This window comes from Nonomuraea sp. NPDC050680, from assembly GCF_040654555.1.
Taxonomy (GTDB): Bacteria; Actinomycetota; Actinomycetes; order Streptosporangiales; family Streptosporangiaceae; genus Nonomuraea.
The window spans coordinates 860287-876260 of record NZ_JBFAIF010000004.1; the positions used below are offsets into that span (position 1 = coordinate 860287).

Annotated in this window: 16 protein-coding genes and 1 riboswitch; of the genes, 13 read left to right on the plus strand and 3 right to left on the minus strand. The window is 69.3% G+C overall.

What is annotated here, in order from left to right; all coding sequences use genetic code 11:
- Positions 1–80 precede the first annotated feature (80 nt).
- The gene (locus AB0H88_RS19570; protein WP_357646412.1) at positions 81–1241 is read right to left on the minus strand and encodes a DUF6716 putative glycosyltransferase; all 1161 of its coding nucleotides are present in this window, start codon (positions 1239–1241) and stop codon (positions 81–83) included.
- A 173-nt stretch (positions 1242–1414) separates the two neighbouring features.
- A complete protein-coding gene (locus tag AB0H88_RS19575; RefSeq protein ID WP_357646256.1) occupies positions 1415–2335 on the minus strand; it encodes a hypothetical protein in 921 nt (306 codons plus the stop codon).
- A gap of 119 nt (positions 2336–2454) precedes the next feature.
- Here AB0H88_RS19575 and AB0H88_RS19580 point away from each other — a divergent pair, with 119 nt between their 5' ends.
- The 4 genes from AB0H88_RS19580 to AB0H88_RS19595 all read left to right on the plus strand — a co-directional run bounded on the left by AB0H88_RS19580 (position 2455) and on the right by AB0H88_RS19595 (position 5623).
- Positions 2455–3282, plus strand: a complete 828-nt coding sequence (locus AB0H88_RS19580; protein WP_357646258.1) for an aldo/keto reductase — start codon at positions 2455–2457, stop codon at positions 3280–3282.
- A 19-nt stretch (positions 3283–3301) separates the two neighbouring features.
- On the plus strand, positions 3302–4255 hold the full coding sequence (locus AB0H88_RS19585) for a Gfo/Idh/MocA family oxidoreductase (protein ID WP_357646260.1): 954 nt from the start codon (positions 3302–3304) through the stop codon (positions 4253–4255).
- Between the two features lie 117 nt (positions 4256–4372).
- Positions 4373–4512, plus strand: a riboswitch (cyclic di-AMP (ydaO/yuaA leader).
- 11 nt (positions 4513–4523) lie between these two features.
- The gene (locus tag AB0H88_RS19590; RefSeq protein ID WP_357646262.1) at positions 4524–5222 is read left to right on the plus strand and encodes a CHAP domain-containing protein; all 699 of its coding nucleotides are present in this window, start codon (positions 4524–4526) and stop codon (positions 5220–5222) included.
- 236 nt (positions 5223–5458) lie between these two features.
- Positions 5459–5623 (plus strand): hypothetical protein, encoded by a 165-nt coding sequence (locus AB0H88_RS19595; RefSeq protein WP_214641500.1) that lies wholly within the window; start codon positions 5459–5461, stop codon positions 5621–5623.
- 120 nt (positions 5624–5743) lie between these two features.
- On the opposite strand, the gene AB0H88_RS19600 is transcribed toward AB0H88_RS19595, so the two are convergent.
- A complete protein-coding gene (locus AB0H88_RS19600; protein WP_357646264.1) occupies positions 5744–6301 on the minus strand; it encodes a helix-turn-helix domain-containing protein in 558 nt (185 codons plus the stop codon).
- An 87-nt stretch (positions 6302–6388) separates the two neighbouring features.
- Between AB0H88_RS19600 and AB0H88_RS19605 the strand changes: the two genes are divergently transcribed.
- The 9 genes from AB0H88_RS19605 (at position 6389) to AB0H88_RS19645 (ending at position 15925) form a co-directional block, all read left to right on the plus strand.
- The gene (locus AB0H88_RS19605; protein WP_357646266.1) at positions 6389–7270 is read left to right on the plus strand and encodes an NmrA/HSCARG family protein; all 882 of its coding nucleotides are present in this window, start codon (positions 6389–6391) and stop codon (positions 7268–7270) included.
- 78 nt (positions 7271–7348) lie between these two features.
- Positions 7349–8038 carry a hypothetical protein gene (locus tag AB0H88_RS19610; RefSeq protein ID WP_357646268.1) on the plus strand — a complete coding sequence of 230 codons (690 nt, stop codon included), beginning with the start codon at positions 7349–7351 and terminating at the stop codon, positions 8036–8038.
- 192 nt (positions 8039–8230) lie between these two features.
- The gene (locus AB0H88_RS19615; protein WP_357646413.1) at positions 8231–8662 is read left to right on the plus strand and encodes a YciI family protein; all 432 of its coding nucleotides are present in this window, start codon (positions 8231–8233) and stop codon (positions 8660–8662) included.
- A 66-nt stretch (positions 8663–8728) separates the two neighbouring features.
- A complete protein-coding gene (locus AB0H88_RS19620; protein ID WP_357646270.1) occupies positions 8729–9973 on the plus strand; it encodes an RNA polymerase sigma factor in 1245 nt (414 codons plus the stop codon).
- Positions 9974–10358: 385 nt separating this feature from the next.
- Positions 10359–11699 (plus strand): extracellular solute-binding protein, encoded by a 1341-nt coding sequence (locus tag AB0H88_RS19625; RefSeq protein WP_357646272.1) that lies wholly within the window; start codon positions 10359–10361, stop codon positions 11697–11699.
- Between the two features lie 60 nt (positions 11700–11759).
- On the plus strand, positions 11760–12710 hold the full coding sequence (locus AB0H88_RS19630; protein WP_357646274.1) for a sugar ABC transporter permease: 951 nt from the start codon (positions 11760–11762) through the stop codon (positions 12708–12710).
- Positions 12707–13537, plus strand: a complete 831-nt coding sequence (locus tag AB0H88_RS19635) for a carbohydrate ABC transporter permease (protein WP_357646276.1) — start codon at positions 12707–12709, stop codon at positions 13535–13537. The genes AB0H88_RS19630 and AB0H88_RS19635 overlap by 4 nt, the downstream gene beginning before the upstream one ends.
- Positions 13534–14943: a GH1 family beta-glucosidase gene (locus tag AB0H88_RS19640; RefSeq protein WP_357646278.1), complete on the plus strand. Its 1410-nt coding sequence runs from the start codon at positions 13534–13536 to the stop codon at positions 14941–14943. Before AB0H88_RS19635 ends, AB0H88_RS19640 begins: the two co-directional genes overlap by 4 nt.
- Positions 14924–15925 carry a LacI family DNA-binding transcriptional regulator gene (locus AB0H88_RS19645; RefSeq protein WP_357646280.1) on the plus strand — a complete coding sequence of 334 codons (1002 nt, stop codon included), beginning with the start codon at positions 14924–14926 and terminating at the stop codon, positions 15923–15925. The genes AB0H88_RS19640 and AB0H88_RS19645 overlap by 20 nt, the downstream gene beginning before the upstream one ends.
- Positions 15926–15974 lie beyond the last annotated feature (49 nt).

Genomic DNA, 15974 nt, shown 5'->3' on the forward strand with positions numbered 1-15974 from the left:
CCCCGGAGGCACCCTCCGGGGGCAACGGCTTCAGGACAGCTTTTTCCTGGGCAACGGCCTTAGGACGGCTGGCAACGGCCTCAGGACAGCGCCCGCAGATACCGGCGCATCCGCCGCTTGGCCCGGTAACCGGCGCGCAGCACGGTGGGCGGCACGTCCAGGCGCATCCTGGCCCGGCGGCGGGCGGCGGCGTGCTCCGGTCCGTCGAGCAGCGACCTGGCCGGGACCCGCGGGCCGCCGGCCACCAGGCCGCCCAGCAGCCCGGCCCAGTCGTTGCGCTCCACCGGGTGGAAGTAGTTGGCCGCGCACCACCCGGCGTCGGCGGCGCGGAAGCCGGCGCCGGCCAGCTCGTCGAGCGTGCCCAGCAGCCCGCTGTCCTCGAACACCAGATTGATCATCTCCGCGCTCACGCCGAAGTCGCTCAGCACCAGCAGCGGCACGTCCTGCGCGATGGCCTCCAGGGCCGCCGTCGAGCTGACGGTCACGAACCCGGCCGCCTGAGCCAGCTGGTCGTGCATCGAGCCCGCCTCGAACGCCACCCGCCCCGGCTCACCGAGCTCGCGCCAGAGCCGCTGGTAGTGGAAGCGCTCGTTGTGCGTCTGCCGCTCGTCCTCCAGGGCGCGCAGCTTCACCACCACGTCCAGGTCCGGGCGGCGGGCGGCCAGCTCGGCCAGGGACAGCAGGATGCGTTCGCGATCCTCGCGCTCGCGCGGCACCTTGGCCTGGGTGGCGAACACCACCCGGTTCCCGCCGCCGCGCACGGCCCGCGGGCGCAGGAACGGCAGCCGGGCCAAGCCGACCGCCCCTCCCCCGCCGAGCTGGGCGGCGATCCCGGCGAACTCGGCCACCTCCCGCTCGCTGTGCACCACGAACAGGTCGCACCCGCTGCGGAACAGCCACGCCTTCTCCGTGGCGGGCACCGAGATGCCCGGCAGCCCGGTCACGAACACCGGCCGCGGCCGCAGCCCGGCGAACGCCTCGGCCACCAGCACGTCCACGACCGGCCCCGTACAGGCCACGATGATCGCGTCCGGCCGCGTCCGCTCCGCCAGACGCCGCACCGCCCGTGCCGCCATCAGCGGCGGCGCGGGACGTTCGCCCACGGCGGCGGCGATCTGATCGGGCGACGGCGCGATCGGCGTACGCACCACCGCGAGGTCCCTCTCGCAGCCGGGTGGCAGGTCGTCGAGCAGGCAGGCCGCCCACTTCAGGTACGAGTCGGAGTCGGCCACGGCCAGCACTCTCAAGTGGTCACTCCAGTCAGATACGGGCAGAGGCCCAGTCGTATGGGTGAACGCCCGTCTTAACCGGCCGTTCCAGTCACGTACGGAGCAAGCCGGTCACCCGGCGACTCCGATCAGCCGCGGGATGAGCCAGTCACCTGGCCATTCCGATCAGCTGCGGGGTAAGCCGGTCATCCGGCGACTCCGGTCAGATGGGAACGCAGGTCGGGGGCCGCCCTGCTGGTCCACCAGTCGTCCGGCACGTCCACCGCCTCGACCGCGACGCCGCGCGGGCCGAGCAGCACGCGCAGCGAGGAGATCGCGGTGGACGGCAGGCTGAGCACCCGCTGGGCGGGGTCGAGGCCGCGCAGTGTCAGCTCGGCGGGCACGCCGGCGTCGTGCACGGTGATCTCGGGCCGCTCGCGGATGACCGCCACGTCAGCGGGGTCCTCGCGGCGGTGCGGGAAGTAGGCGAGCGGCTCCTCGGCGGCCAGGTCCATCAGCCAGCTCAGGTAGCGGTCCCGGTGGACCAGTCCGTTCCTGACCAGAGAGGTGCCGAGCACGACGGTCCGCTCGGCCGGTCCTGGCCCGCCCAGCGGCTGCTCGCGCAGCCAGCCGAAGTCGTGGCGGACCAGGTCGACGCCCGCCGCGCGGACGGCCACCGCCAGCTCGTCGGTCACCGGCAGCGCGGTGAAGACCGACACCCGGCTCGCGCGCAACCTGATCGCCGCCGCCAGCCCAAGCGCCGCGCGCAGCTTTCCCGGCTGGGCCCGCGCCCGCAACAGCGGCTTGTACGGCCCCGCGGCCAGCAGGGACAGCAACCGGAGCGTGGCCAGCCCGTCGTCGACGATCACGATGCGACCCGGATGGGAGACGAGCCAGCGCAGCTGAACCCGGCCGGAGAAGGCGTCGCCGATGGCGTGCGGGGAACGCGGCATGCGCTCGCGCGGCTCGGCCAGCTCCAACCCCTCGGGCAGAGTCAGGCCGGACAGCTCCCGGCGGGTGGCCTTGAGCGCTCGCAGCCCGGCACGCGGCACGACGAGCGTGGCAGGCCCGAGCATCCCAGCGCGGTGCGCCTCTATGGCGCACAGCATCTGAAGCGGGGACTCCACCCAGGCCGACGCCTGTTTGCCCACTCTGTTACCCCCGCGGGGTGATAGCCCGATCACGACCGCTTCAAGCTAGCCCGGCCGCCTTAAGCCGCCAGAAACGGGACATGAACAATGGGACCATGAACTCGCTACTACTCAACAGCGACGGCGTACAGGTGCCGCAGCTCGGGTTCGGCGTCTGGCAGGTGCCGAGCGACGAGGCCGAACAGGTCGTGACGGCCGCCCTGGAAGCCGGTTACCGCCATATCGACACCGCCAGCGCGTACGGGAACGAGGAGGGCGTCGGCCGGGCCGTACGCGCCTCGGGGATCCCGCGCGAGAAGCTGTTCGTCACCACCAAGCTCTTCAACAGCGACCATGAGCGGGCGGAGGAGGCGTTCGACGAGAGCCTGTCCCGGCTCGGTCTCGACTACGTGGACCTGTATCTGATCCACTGGCCGGTGCCGGCGCGGAACAAGTACCTGCAGGCATGGCGCGGCCTGGAGAAGATCTACCGTCAGGGTCGGGCCAAGGCGATCGGTGTGTCCAATTTCACCGTCGAGACGCTCACCCGGGTCATCGACGAGGCCGACATCGTTCCGTCCATCAACCAGATCGAGCTGCACCCGTACTTCCAGCAGCGCGGGCTGCGGGAGTTCCACGAGGCCAACGGCATCCTCACAGAGGCGTGGAGCCCGCTGGGGCAGGGCAAGGGCCTGCTCGGCGACCCGGCACTCGCCGTGCTGTCGGAGAAGCACGCCAGGACACCCGCGCAAATCGTGCTGCGCTGGCACATCCAGCTCGGCAACGTGGTGATCCCCAAATCGGTCACGCCGGCGCGGATCAAGGAGAACTTCGAGGTGTTCGACTTCGTCCTCGACAACGAGGACATGGCGGCCATCGGCGCGCTGAACCAGGAGAACGGCCGCATCGGCCCCAACCCGGACACTTTCGCCTGGATGGGGTGATTCCCTACGATCTTTCCTCATGAAGGATCTCTCATGGGGTATCGCGGCCACAGGCGTCATCGCGGCAAAGGTCGGGGCGGTCATCGCCGCTGAGCCAGGAATGCGGGTGGCCGCCGTCGGCTCGCGCGACCTCGGCCGCGCGCGGGCGCTGGCCTCGGCGCTGGACGCCGAGTCGGCGTACGGCTCGTACGCGGAACTGTGCGCCGACCCCGGCGTAGACGCGGTCTACGTGGCGACCCCGCACGCCCAGCACCTGGAGGTCGCCGAGGCGGCGATCGCGGCGGGCAAGGCGGTGCTGTGCGAGAAGCCGCTCGCCGCCTCCGTCGCCGACGCCGAGCGGATGGTCCGCCTGGCGCGCGAAGCCGGGGTTTTTCTGATGGAGGCCATGTGGACCCGATTCAATCCGCTCATCCAGCGGGTGGCCGCCGATCCCCGGTTCGGGGAGATCCGCTCGGTCCAGGCGTCGTTCGGCTTCAGGCACCCGTACGATCCCGCACACCGGCTGTGGGCGCCGGAGCTGGGCGGCGGGGCGCTGCTCGACCTGGGCGTCTACTCGTTCGGGCTGGCGCAGTTACTGCTCGGGATGCCCTCACGGATGCACGTCACGGGCTCGCTGGCGCCCTCAGGAGTGGACGCGGAGGCGGGCGGGGTGCTGGTCTATCCGGGCGGCAGGCGGGCTCTGGTGGAGTGCTCGCTGCTGGGTCCGTACGCGAACGACGCCCTCGTGGTGGGCACCGACATGCGCGCCCACCTCGAGGCGCCGTTCTGGGCTCCTGAGCGGGTCGTGCTGAGCGGGCCGTCGATGGAGACGGAGGAGCTCGTACTCGATCCGGCGGACAACGGGTACGCCGGCGAGGTGCGCGAGGTACGGGACGCCATGGCCGAAGGCAGGACCGAATCCGCGATCATGCCACTTGACGAAAGCCTTGCCATGATGGGGCTTCTGGCCGACGCGAGGGAGCAGCTCTCTTAGCTGGCGGTTTATCCATTTGTAAGACCCTTGCCACTTGCATTACCTTTGTGGTCATATGAGGCATACGTCCGGTTTGTCCGTTCGTTGCCAGACCATCGCACAAGGCATCACAGGACCGTCCTGTGACCGCTGAATCCGCCTCGCGCGGAACCGGGGACCCACCGTCCTTTTGGGGTGTATCGGCACGTCACGTGCCGTAGGACAGCTTCCACGTCCGAACCCGTCAGCTAACCCGGTAAGCGGCATGGAAGCAAGGAGTACCCCCTCGATGGCCAAGTCCCATCTTTTTCGTGCCACCAAGTCGACCTTCGCTCACGCCGTCCTCGGCGTGAGCGTCGCGGCCGCCGCCCTCGCCGGCCAGTCCGCCGCCCACGCGGACACCCTCGCCGCCCACGCTCCGGCCCCCGCGGTCGCGGCTCCGGCGCACGCCGCCTCCGCCGCGAAGAGCCACCCGGAGAGCGAGATCAAGGCCAGGGCCACGGTCTCGCGGGTTCTGGCGCTGGCCAAGGCCCAGGTCGGCACCTCTGAGAACGCCTACGGAGGCGGCACCAAGTTCCAGAAGTGGTACATGAACTCCCCCCGCGCCCTGGAGACCCTCAGGCGCGACGGCGGCACCCGGGCGGACTACCTGAACGCCGCCTGGTGCTCGATGTTCGTCTCGTGGGTCGGCGACCAGTCCGGCGCGCGCAGCATGATCGGCTGGGACGCCTACACGGTCGAGCACGCGAAGTGGTTCGCCGGCAACAACCGCTGGGGCACGACCCCGAAGCCGGGTGCCGTGGTGTTCTTCTCGTGGGGCGGCAGCAAGAGCCTGGACGACATCGAGCATGTCGGGTTCGTCGTCAAGGACAACCACAACGGGACGATCTCCACGATTGAGGGCAACACCGGCAACGGCAGCGTCCAGCAGCGCGTCCGGCCGACATCCCAGGTCGTCGGCTACGGCTACCCGAACTACGGCGCCTGACGACTTCCTGATCGAGGGCTCTCCTGCCGACGAGCGCGCGTCCTTCTGGACGCGCGCTCGTCGGTGTCTTTCCTGGCGTGCGTGCGTCTTCCCAGGTTGGGCCGAACAGCGCATGGCTGCCTTATCTGCCCATCCGACCGCAACCCCCAAGTTTGGGGATGTCACGGGTCTGCCGTCACCTCAGACACTGACGGTGGCCGGACAGCGAGCCGGTTCTCGATACTGGAGGAGGGGACATGTCACCGACGACGCAGCAGGACAACTGGCGCTTCTGCAACAAGTGCTACACCCTTTGGTGGAATGGCCGCCCCGACAACGGGCACTGCCCCGCGGGCGGCGCCCACGAGGGACACGGCAGTTGGAACTTCTACCTCCCGGCGAACCCCGCCGAGCACATCTGACGCAAGACCGGGCCCCCGGCCGATCTCCCCGCGACGCCACGGCTTCGCGGGGAGATCGGCGTTGGATCCCACGGATCGGGGAAGGCAGCCCCACCAGAAGGACCAGACAGTAGGTGGCCGTCAGTGGGCCAGGCCGGTCATGGCGAGCGACAGCAGGCGCTGGGCCATCTGCGGGTGACCCGGCGACTGCTCGCCCGCCCACGCCACCCCGGCGGCCAGCGCCAGCAGCTCCTCCGTGGTGATGTCCGCCCGGACGGCGCCCTGCGCCTGGGCCCGTTCCAGCAGGCGGGAACCCGCCGCCCGCATCGCGGCGCACGAGGCGTGCAGCTCCGAGCTCTCATCCCGCAACGCCGCCATGACCGACTCCGGCAGCCCGCGGTAGGTCGCCGACCCGGCCGCCACCTCCGCGAGCCAGGTGAGCAGCGCGTCGCGCGGCGACGGCTCGGCGAGCAGGCCGGCGGCTCGGCGGCCCAGCGCGTCGAAGCGGTCGCGCATGAGCGCCTGGAGCAGCGCCTCGCGCGTCGGGAAGTGCCGGTAGAGGGTACCGATCCCCACACCGGCGCGCCGGGCGATGTCGCGCAGCGACGCCTCCGTGCCGTGCTCGGCGAATGCCGCGCGGGCGGCGGTCAGGAGCTGGTCGTGGTTGTGACGGGCATCCGCGCGAAGCGCCTCGGGCACGGCAGGGCTCTCCTTTGACATTGACAAGCGGAGCAGTGCTCCGTAGATTTCGGAGCATCGCTCCGCATAATCTACCAAGGAGATGCCATGACCGATCGAACCGTGCTCGTCACCGGCGCCACCGGCCAGCAGGGCGGCGCCACCGCACGCGCGCTGCTGGCGGCGGACTGGCACGTCAGAGCCCTGGTACGCGACCCGAACACCGCGGCGGCCGGGCGGCTGGCGAAGGCGGGTGCCGAGCTCGTACCGGGTGACATGGGCGACCGCGAGTCGCTGGCGGAGGCGGTGCGCGGCGCCTACGGCGTGTTCAGCGTGCAGCCGGCCGCCGGTCCACCGCACGGGGTCGCCGAGGAGGTGCGGCTCGGCGTCAACGTGGCCGACGCCGCGCACGAGGCCGGCGTACGGCACCTCGTCTACGCCTCGGTCGGCGGCGCCGACCGGGACACCTCGATCTCCCACTGGAACACCAAGTGGGAGATCGAGCGCCACATCAGGTCGCTCGGCCTGCCGGCCACGATCCTGCGCCCGGTCATGTTCATGGAGAACCACACCGGGCCCCACTACGGCGTGACCGGCGAAGGGGCGCTCGTCCGGCTCATCCCGCCGAAGGCGATGGTCCAGCTCATCGCCGTCACCGACATCGGCGCGTTCGCCGCGCTGGCCTTCGGCGACCCGGACCGCTACCTCGGCTTGGCGCTGGAGCTGGCCGGTGACGAGCTGTCCCGCGCCGACCTGGTGGCCGCGATCGCCCGCGCCACCGGTCGTCCCGTGAACGTCGAGCCCATCCCGGCGGAACGGCGGGCGGAGCTCGGGCTGAGGCAGAGCGACATGGAGTCGATGGAGTCGTTCGCGGGCTGGCAGGCGGACATCCCCGCCCTGCGGGCCCTGCACCCGGGGCTGATGGACTTCGAGACGTGGCTGGAGCGCGAGGGCAAGGCCCTGTTCGCGGCCCTGTTCGCGGCCTCCTGACCGCGCTCTCAACAAATCGCCTGGTTTCCGCATCTCATTTCCTAGATGACAGTCACTGCTAAAGGGAAAGAAGCGGCCATGGGTGCCCTGCGCGAGATCCCACCGCGGTCCGGGCGGACTCGCGCAGCCGTGCTGTTGCCTGCGGCTGCGGTCGCCTTCGTGGTCCTGATCGGCTCCGGCGTGCCCGCCCGCGCGGCGGACGGGGCAGCCGCCCCGGCCGCCGAGGTCATGCGTTCGGGCGTCCCCAAGGGGTTCTTGCTCTACGAGAGCAAGACGACCAGGAAAAAGTTCGAGAAGAAGATCGGCCGGATGTCCTGGAAGTTCAGCGATCGTCGGAGCGCGCCGCTGCTGATCAATCCCTGCGGGGTCGAAAAGCGAGCGGACAAAGACCGCCAGGCGGCACGGACCATCACCGGCAGAAGCGTGATGTGGGACGGCGATTACGCCGAGCAGCTGATCGTCTATCAGGACGAGATGGCCGCCAGTACGGCCATCAAGAGCCTGCGATCAGAACTGCGCCGGTGCGGCAAGCGGAATCGCGATTCCTTCACCTTCACCACAAGACCCGCCCATATCGGCGACGAGGCGTTCTTGGTGAATGTCTTCCAAGTCGCCTCCGCCATGACCGGCACCGTCATGCGGCAGGGCAGGTCACTGGCCGTCTACGCCCTCCCCTACTACCGCAAGAACTGGCGGGAATCGGACTACGGCGGATCCCAAGCCCGGATCATGGCCAGGAAGCTGTCCGCGTCCTCGCTTGGTAGGTAGATCGCCTTTTCTTACCGCCGCAGGACCGAAGGCGCCGGTCCTGGTTCGCGGCGCCGGTGACCGCCTACGACGTCTCCTGGTAAAGAATTCTGCTCACGTGTCGATTCGGGGTCTGACCGTTCGACGCGTTCGTGAGAGTGGCGTTCGTGAGAGTGGCGTTCGTGAGAGTGAAGGAGGCGGATCGTGAAGTTCATGATCGTGGGGAAGGCGAACGAGGCGACCGAGGCCGGGGCGCTGCCCAGCCAGGAGCTCGTCGACGCGATGGGCGCCTACAACGAGAGCCTGGCCAGGGCGGGGGTGCTGCTGGCCGCCGAGGGGCTGTACCCCAGCTCCCACGGTGCGCAGATCGCCTATACCAAGGACGGCAAGGCGACGGTGCTCGACGGGCCGTTCGCCGAGGCCAAGGAGCTCATCGCCGGGTTCTGGCTGATCCAGGTCAAGTCCCGGGAAGAGGCCATCGAATGGGCGCTGCGGGTGCCGGTTCCCGGTGGGCATGAGGGGGTCGGGTTGGACGTCTGGCAGGTGTTCGACGCCTCCGACCTGCCGGACGAGTCGATGACTCCCGAGGCGGCCGAACGCGAGGCGGCATTGCGCGAGCGCCTGACGGGTTCCGCCGGACAATAGAAGCCGCCCCCAAGCCCCAGGCCCCGGCTTGCGGGAGATGGGGCGGGCTGGTCTTATGGCCACGTGATGGCTTCCGACACGCATCGGGCGATCGAGACGGTCTGGCGGATGGAGGCGGCGCGGCTCATCGCCGGCCTGACCGGGCTCGTGCGCGACCTCGGTTTGGCCGAGGAGTTGGCCCAGGACGCGCTGGTCGCGGCGCTGGAGCAGTGGCCGGAGTCGGGGGTGCCGGGCAATCCCGGGGCCTGGCTCATGACCGTCTCCAAGCGCCGCGCCATCGATCTGCTACGCCGGCAGGAACGCTACGCGCGCAAGCTGGCCGAGATGGGCCGCGAGCTGTCGGAGGAGCCGGGCGCCGACGAGGAGCTGCCCGGCACTGACGAGATCGAGGACGACCTGCTGCGGCTGGTGTTCACGGCCTGCCATCCGGTGCTGTCCACGGAGGCCCGGGTGGCGCTCACGCTGCGGGTGCTCGGCGGGTTGAGCACCGACGAGATCGCCAGGGCGTTCCTGGTCCCGGAGCCGACGGTGGCGCAGCGGATCGTACGGGCCAAGCGGACGCTGGCCGACAAGCAGGTTCCGTTCGAGATGCCACAGGGCGAGGAGCTAGCCGGCCGCCTGTCGTCGGTCCTGGAGGTCATTTACCTCATCTTCAACGAGGGCTACTCGGCCACGGCCGGTGACGACTGGATGCGGCCGGGGCTCTGCGAGGACGCGCTGCGGCTCGGCCGGGTGCTGGCCGGGCTGATGCCCAAGGAGCCCGAGGTGCACGGCCTGGTCGCGTTGATGGAGATCCAGGCGTCGCGCGCGGCTGCCCGGGTGGGCCCGTCCGGCGAGCCGATCCTGCTGCTGGAGCAGAACCGGGGCCGCTGGGACCGCCTGCTCATCCGCCGTGGCCTGGACGCGCTCCAGCGGGCCGAGGACCTCGGCGGCGACCTGGGCCCGTACGTGCTGCAGGCCGCCATCGCCGCCTGTCACGCCAGGGCGCTCACCCCCGAAGAGACCGACTGGCGGGCCATCGCCACCCTCTACGAGGCGCTGGCGCGGATGTCGCGGTCCCCGGTCGTCGAGCTCAACCGGGCGGTCGCGCTCGCCATGGCGTACGGTCCCGCGGTCGGGCTCGAGCTGGTGGACCAGCTGGTCGACGAACCGGCGCTGAAGGGTTATCACCTGCTGCCGAGCGTACGCGGGGATCTGCTGGTCAAGGTGGGGCGACAGGATGAGGCGCGCGCCGAGTTCGAACGGGCGGCGGCCATGACCCGCAACGCCCGGGAGCGCACCCTGCTGCGAGAGCGCGCCGCCGCCTGCTGATCGCCGACGGCACACCGCACGAACGCCGCGACAAGGCGTCACGACAGACCCGGCACGCCCGACCGCGGGCGTGACCAAGGGCGTGACCAAGGGCGTGACCACGAGAAAAGCCCGCAGTGTGTGGGCGACATGCCCAGGAAGCAAACACAAACGAGTCCCTTGTGATGGGAGCGCTCCCAAACGGCTCTTTGCGTCGTAACCCACCAAAAATCCCCTTTTAGGGCACGAAATCGCACGGTTGGTAACGGTTGCGTTTCAGCGCATTGACGGGCACAGGCCATAAGTGCACCCTTTGTGGGAGCGCTCCCAAAGAATTTCCCACTGCGGCCCGGAGCGTGTGCCGCGGTGCACCTCCCCCACCCATACACCCGAGAAGGGGTCCACCATGTTGAACCGCAAGCGTCGCGGCGGTCTCGCCGCGGCTTCCGCCCTGGCGGCGGCGGCGCTGGCCGTCGCATCCTGCGGCTCCGGCGGCACTCCGGCGGCCACCAACGCACCCGCGTCCTCGGCGGCCGCCGAACCGGTCACGATCCGGGTGCAGACTTTCGGCGGCGGTTCCAACTTCGGCTACAAGAACGCCATCACGAAGTGGAACGCCGAGCACAAGGACATTCAGATCAAGGAAGAGCACCTGACCGACCAGTTCGAGCAGCAGTACTGGCCGCAGATGATCCAGTGGTTACAGGCCGGCAACGGCGCCGGCGACGTGGTCGGCATCGACGAAGGTGGCATGGGCCTGGCCAAGGCGCACCCGGAGTGGTGGGCCGACCTGAAGGAATACGGCCTGGACTCCCGCAAGGCGGACTTCCCCGCCTGGAAGTGGGAGAACGGCGTCACCGGTGACGGCAAGCTGTTCGGCCTGGGCACCGACATCGGCGGCATGAGCCTCTGCTACCGCTCGGATCTGTTCAAGAAGGCCGGCCTGCCCACCGAGCGGGACAAGGTCAGCGCCCTGTGGCCTGATTGGGACGCCTTCATGAAGGTCGGCCAGCAGTTCCAGGCGAAGGTGAAGGACACCAAGTTCACCGACGGCACGAACACGCTTTACCAGGTGGTTCTGTACCAGGAGGCGGCCAAGAACGGCAACGTCACCTATTTCGACAAGGACAACAACCTCATCGTCGACAAGAACCCGGCGGTGAAGGCGGGCTTCGACTTCGCCACGAAGATGAGCCAGCAGGGCTTGACCGCCAAGCTGCGTAACTTCACCGACGAGTGGGCGGCGGGCACCCAGAAGGGCGCGTTCGCCACGGTCGGCTGCCCGTCGTGGATGCTCGGCGTGGTCAGCGGCAACGCCGGCGACGGCGGCAAGGGCAAGTGGGACGTGGCCGCGGTGCCCGGCGGGGGCGGCAACTGGGGCGGCTCCTGGCTGTCGGTGCCGAAGCAGAGCAAGCACCCGAAGGAAGCCGCGGCGGTGGCGGACTACCTGACCAGCGCGCAGACCGAGGCGAGCATCTTCACCGACTTCGGCAACATGCCGAGCAACACGAAGGCGCAGCAGGACGCGGCCGTGCAGGGCGCGAAGAACGAGTTCTTCAACAACGCCCCCATCGGCGAGATCTTCGCCAAGTCGGCGTCGACCCTCCAGCCGGTCTTCCTCGGCGTCAAGCACGCCCAGGTCAAGAACGCCATCGAGTCGGTGATCCAGGGCATGGACGACGGCTCGGTGCCCTACGGCAAGGCCTGGCAGCAGTTGGTCGACGACGCGGTGAAGGCCGCGGGCTGATCTTCCCCGCCCGGCCCGCCATGAGCGGGCCGGGCTACTGCCGCCGAAAGGTCTCTTCTCATGAGTATCGACACCCTTCCGCGGGCGGTGCGGCCAAGCCGGCACCTTCCGCCCGGCCGTCGCTGGCGTTCCAGACTGGACGTCAAGGTGATGCCGTACACGCTGGTGTCCCCGTACTTCATCCTGTTCGCCGCCTTCGGTCTCTTCCCGCTGGCGTTCACCCTCTACTACTCGCTCTACGACTACGACCTGGCCGGGACCACGAAGTGGACCGGACTGGGCAACTACGCCAAGCTGCTGGCCGACGAGGACTTCTGGAACGCCGTCACCAACACGGTCGGCATCTTCCTCCTGGCCACCATCCCGCAGCTGCTGCTGGCGCTGTTCCTGGCCAACGCGCTGAACAAGCGGTTCCGGCTGCGCCTGGCGATCCGGATGAGCGTGCTGCTGCCGCTGGTGACCTCGGTGGTCGCGGTGGCGGTCGTGTTCACCCAGCTCTTCGCCCGTGACTGGGGCCTGGTCAACTGGATCCTCAGCTGGTTCGGCGTGGACGCCATCAACTGGCGGGCCGAGCGGATCCCGTCGTGGCTGGCCATCGCCACCATGGTCGACTGGCGCTGGACCGGCTACAACGCGATCATCTTCCTGGCCGGCATGCAGACGATCCCGCGCGACCTGTACGAGGCCGCGGCCATCGACGGAGCCTCGCGGCGGCGGCAGTTCTGGCAGATCACCCTGCCGATGCTCCGCCCGACCATGATCTTCGTGGTGCTCAACTCCACGATCGGCGGGCTCACGCTGTTCTCCGAGCCGACGACGTTCTACAACGGCAACGTCGACGGCGGGTCGCAGGGCCAGTTCCAGACGGTCGCGATGTTCGTCGTCAAGCAGGGCTTCCGCGAGTTCGACTACGGGTACGCCGCCGCGGCGGCGTGGCTGCTGTTCCTGCTCATCCTCATCGGCGCGCTGATCAACTTCCTGTTCGTCCGCAGGATCGGGGGCACCAAATGACCACCTGGTCACCGACCCGCCTCACCCGGGTCATGCTGGCGCTGGCCATCGTGCTGTCCGCCTTCCCGCTGTACTGGATGCTGGTCATCGCCTCGCGCACCAACTCCGACGCGGTCTCGGTGCCGCCGCCGCTTTTGCCGGGCGGGAACCTGGGCCAGAACATCGTCGCGGTGCTCAACAACGAAGACGCCCACTTCCTGCTCGGCCTGACCAACTCGTTCATCGTGGCGAGCGTGGTCACCGTATCGGTGGTCATCATCTCGACGCTGGCCGGCTTCTCCTTCGCCAACCTGTCGTTCAAGGGCAGGAACGTGCTGCTCCTGGCCGTCCTGCTGACGATGGCGGTGCCGCTGCAGCAGATGGGCGTGGTGCCGCTCTACCGGCTGATGGTCAGCCTGGAGTGGACGGGCACCCTCAAAGCGGTCATCCTGCCGTACCTGCTCAACGGGTTCGGCGTGTTCCTGATGACCCAGTACACCCGCCAGGCGGTGCCGATGGAGCTGGTCGAGGCGGCCAGGGTCGACGGCGCGGCCACCCTGCGGATCTGGTGGAACGTCGTGCTGCCGGCCGTACGGCCGGGCATGGCGGTGCTCGGGATCAACACGTTCATGCTGATGTGGAATGACTTCATGTGGCCGCTGATCGTCCTCACTCCGGACAATCCGACCGTGCAGATCGCGATCACCTCGCTGAACGCCAGGTTCTCCACCAACTACACACTGATCTTCGCGGGAACGGCGCTGTCCATCATTCCGCTCATCGCGGTATTTGTCGCATTCGGCCGCCAGATTGTCGGCGGACTCATGGAAGGTGCGGTCAAGGCGTGACGACACAAGAGGAACAGACGCGTGCCGGGCTGCGCTTCCCGACGGGATTCGCCTTCGGCGCGGCCACCTCGGCGTACCAGATCGAAGGCGCGGTCGCCGAGGACGGGCGCGGCATCTCCATCTGGGACACCTTCACCAAGACCCCAGGCCGCGTGCTCAACGGGGACCACGCGGACGTGGCCATCGACCACTACCACCGATACCGGGAAGACGCCCAGATCATGGCGGAGCTGGGCCTGACCGCCTACCGCTTCTCCGTCTCCTGGCCCCGGATCCAGCCCGACGGGTCCGGCAAGATCAACCAGAAGGGTCTCGACTTCTACAAGCGGCTGACCGACGAGCTGCGGCAGCACGGCATCGACCCCTGGGTGACCCTCTACCACTGGGACCTGCCCCAGGCGCTGGAGGACAGGGGCGGCTGGCCCAACCGCGACACGGCCTACTGCTTCGCCGACTACGCGGCGACCGTGCACGAAGCGCTGAAGGACCACGTGCACACCTTCAGCACCGTCAACGAGCCATGGTGCACCGCGTTCCTCGGCTACGCCTCGGGCGAGCACGCCCCTGGCCGTCGCGAGCCGGAGAACGCGATCAGGGGCGCGCACCATCTCAACCTCGCGCACGGCCTTTCCGTACAGGCGATGGGCGCGAGGAGGGTCGGCGGCTGCGTGAACCTCTACGCGATCACCCCGGCCACCGACAGCGAGGCGGACCAGGACGCGGCGCGGCGCATCGACGGGCTGCAGAACCGGTTCTTCCTCGACGCGCTGATGACCGGCCGCTACCCGCAGGACGTCCTCGACGACCTCGGGATGGACCTGGACTTCATCAGGGACGGTGACCTGGCGACCATCAAGGCGCCGATCGACGTGCTGCTCGTCAACTACTACAGCCGCTTCACGGTTTCGGGAGCACCAGGCGGCAGAGCCTCGGCGGCGGCGGCGCCCACGGATTCCGCCTCGCCCTGGGTGGGTAGCGAGCACGTGTCGTTCGTCAACGGCGGCCGGCCGGTCACCTCGATGGGCTGGGAGATCGACCGGGGCGGCCTGGTGGAGGTGCTGACCAGGGTGGCGCGGGACTACCCGGCGATCCCGATGGTCGTCTCCGAGAACGGCGCGGCCTTCGACGACGTCCTGGAACACGGCCGGGTGCACGACTCCGAGCGGGTGGCCTACTTCGAGGAGCACCTGCGCGCCTGCCGCGACGCGATCGACGCCGGGGTGCCGCTGGAGGGCTATTTCGCCTGGTCGCTGATGGACAACTTCGAGTGGGCATGGGGCTACGGCAAGCGTTTCGGCCTCGTGCACGTCGACTTCGAAACCCAGCGGCGCGTACTCAAGGACAGCGCCATCTGGTACTCGGAGATCATCCGGCAGAATAGGCGCCATGAACAGACCGACTCTTGAGGCAGTGGCTGCTTTGGCCGGGGTTGGCCGGGGCACGGTGTCGAGAGTCATCAACGGCTCACCCAATGTGAGCGAGAAGGCCCGCGACGCCGTGCAACAGGCCATCCAGGAGCTGGGCTACGTCCCCAACCGCGCGGCGCGGGCGCTGGTCACCCGGCGCACCGACACGGTGGCGCTGGTGGTGTCGGAGTCCGAGCTGCGCGTCTTCGACGAGCCCTACTTCGCCGGGACCATCAGGGGCATCGGCTCGGCGCTGGCCGAGACGGGGCTCCAGCTGATCCTGGCCATGGCCCAGTCGCAGGAGGAGCACGAACGCCTGGAGCACTACCTGACGGGGCAGCACGTCGACGGCGTGCTGCTCCTGTCGCTGCACGGCGCCGACCCGCTGCCCGGCCGGCTGGAGGCGATGGGCGTGCCGACCGTGCTGGGCGGCCGCCCGGTCGGCCTCACCCCCTACAGCTACGTCGACATGGACAACCGGGCCGGGGCCCGGCAGGCGGTCAAGCACCTGCTGGGTCTGGGCAGGCGGCGCATCGCCACGATCGCCGGGCCGCAGGACATGGGCGTGGGCGTCGACCGGCTGGCCGGCTACCACGACGCGCTGCTCACCTCGGGCGCGCGGGAGCTGGTGGCCTACGGCGGTGACTTCTCCGAGGAGAGCGGCGCGGCGGCGATGCGCGAGCTGCTGGCCGCCGAACCGGAGCTCGACGCCGTGTTCGCCGCCTCGGACCCGCTGGCGGTGGGGGCGATGCGGGTGCTCAAGACGGAGGGCCGGGCCATCCCGGACGATGTGGCGGTGGTGGGGTTCGACGACTCCAAGGTCGCCTTGCACGCCGACCCGCCGCTGACCACCGTGCACCAGCCGGCCGAGGAGATGGGCCGCCAGATGGCCCGGCTGCTGGTCGCGCGGATCAACGGCGAGGTGCTTCGCCAGCCCGTGGTCATCCTCGACACCCATCTGGTGCGCCGGGCGTCGGCCTGACCTGGGGATATCCTTTGCCCAATCCCCTGCTAGACCCCCGAGAGAGGAT

Bases quoted from the DNA above. Each gene is read 5' to 3' on its own strand.
- AB0H88_RS19590 (WP_357646262.1), top strand. From the start codon at position 4,524: ATGGCCAAGTCCCATCTTTTTCGTGCCACCAAGTCGACCTTCGCTCAC.
- AB0H88_RS19615 (WP_357646413.1), top strand. From the start codon at position 8,231: ATGATCGTGGGGAAGGCGAACGAGGCGACCGAGGCCGGGGCGCTGCCC.
- AB0H88_RS19605 (WP_357646266.1), top strand. From the start codon at position 6,389: ATGACCGATCGAACCGTGCTCGTCACCGGCGCCACCGGCCAGCAGGGC.
- AB0H88_RS19585 (WP_357646260.1), top strand. From the start codon at position 3,302: ATGAAGGATCTCTCATGGGGTATCGCGGCCACAGGCGTCATCGCGGCA.
- AB0H88_RS19620 (WP_357646270.1), top strand. From the start codon at position 8,729: ATGGCTTCCGACACGCATCGGGCGATCGAGACGGTCTGGCGGATGGAG.
- AB0H88_RS19595 (WP_214641500.1), top strand. From the start codon at position 5,459: ATGTCACCGACGACGCAGCAGGACAACTGGCGCTTCTGCAACAAGTGC.
- AB0H88_RS19610 (WP_357646268.1), top strand. From the start codon at position 7,349: ATGGGTGCCCTGCGCGAGATCCCACCGCGGTCCGGGCGGACTCGCGCA.
- AB0H88_RS19635 (WP_357646276.1), top strand. From the start codon at position 12,707: ATGACCACCTGGTCACCGACCCGCCTCACCCGGGTCATGCTGGCGCTG.
- AB0H88_RS19645 (WP_357646280.1), top strand. From the start codon at position 14,924: ATGAACAGACCGACTCTTGAGGCAGTGGCTGCTTTGGCCGGGGTTGGC.
- AB0H88_RS19630 (WP_357646274.1), top strand. From the start codon at position 11,760: ATGAGTATCGACACCCTTCCGCGGGCGGTGCGGCCAAGCCGGCACCTT.
- AB0H88_RS19580 (WP_357646258.1), top strand. From the start codon at position 2,455: ATGAACTCGCTACTACTCAACAGCGACGGCGTACAGGTGCCGCAGCTC.
- AB0H88_RS19625 (WP_357646272.1), top strand. From the start codon at position 10,359: ATGTTGAACCGCAAGCGTCGCGGCGGTCTCGCCGCGGCTTCCGCCCTG.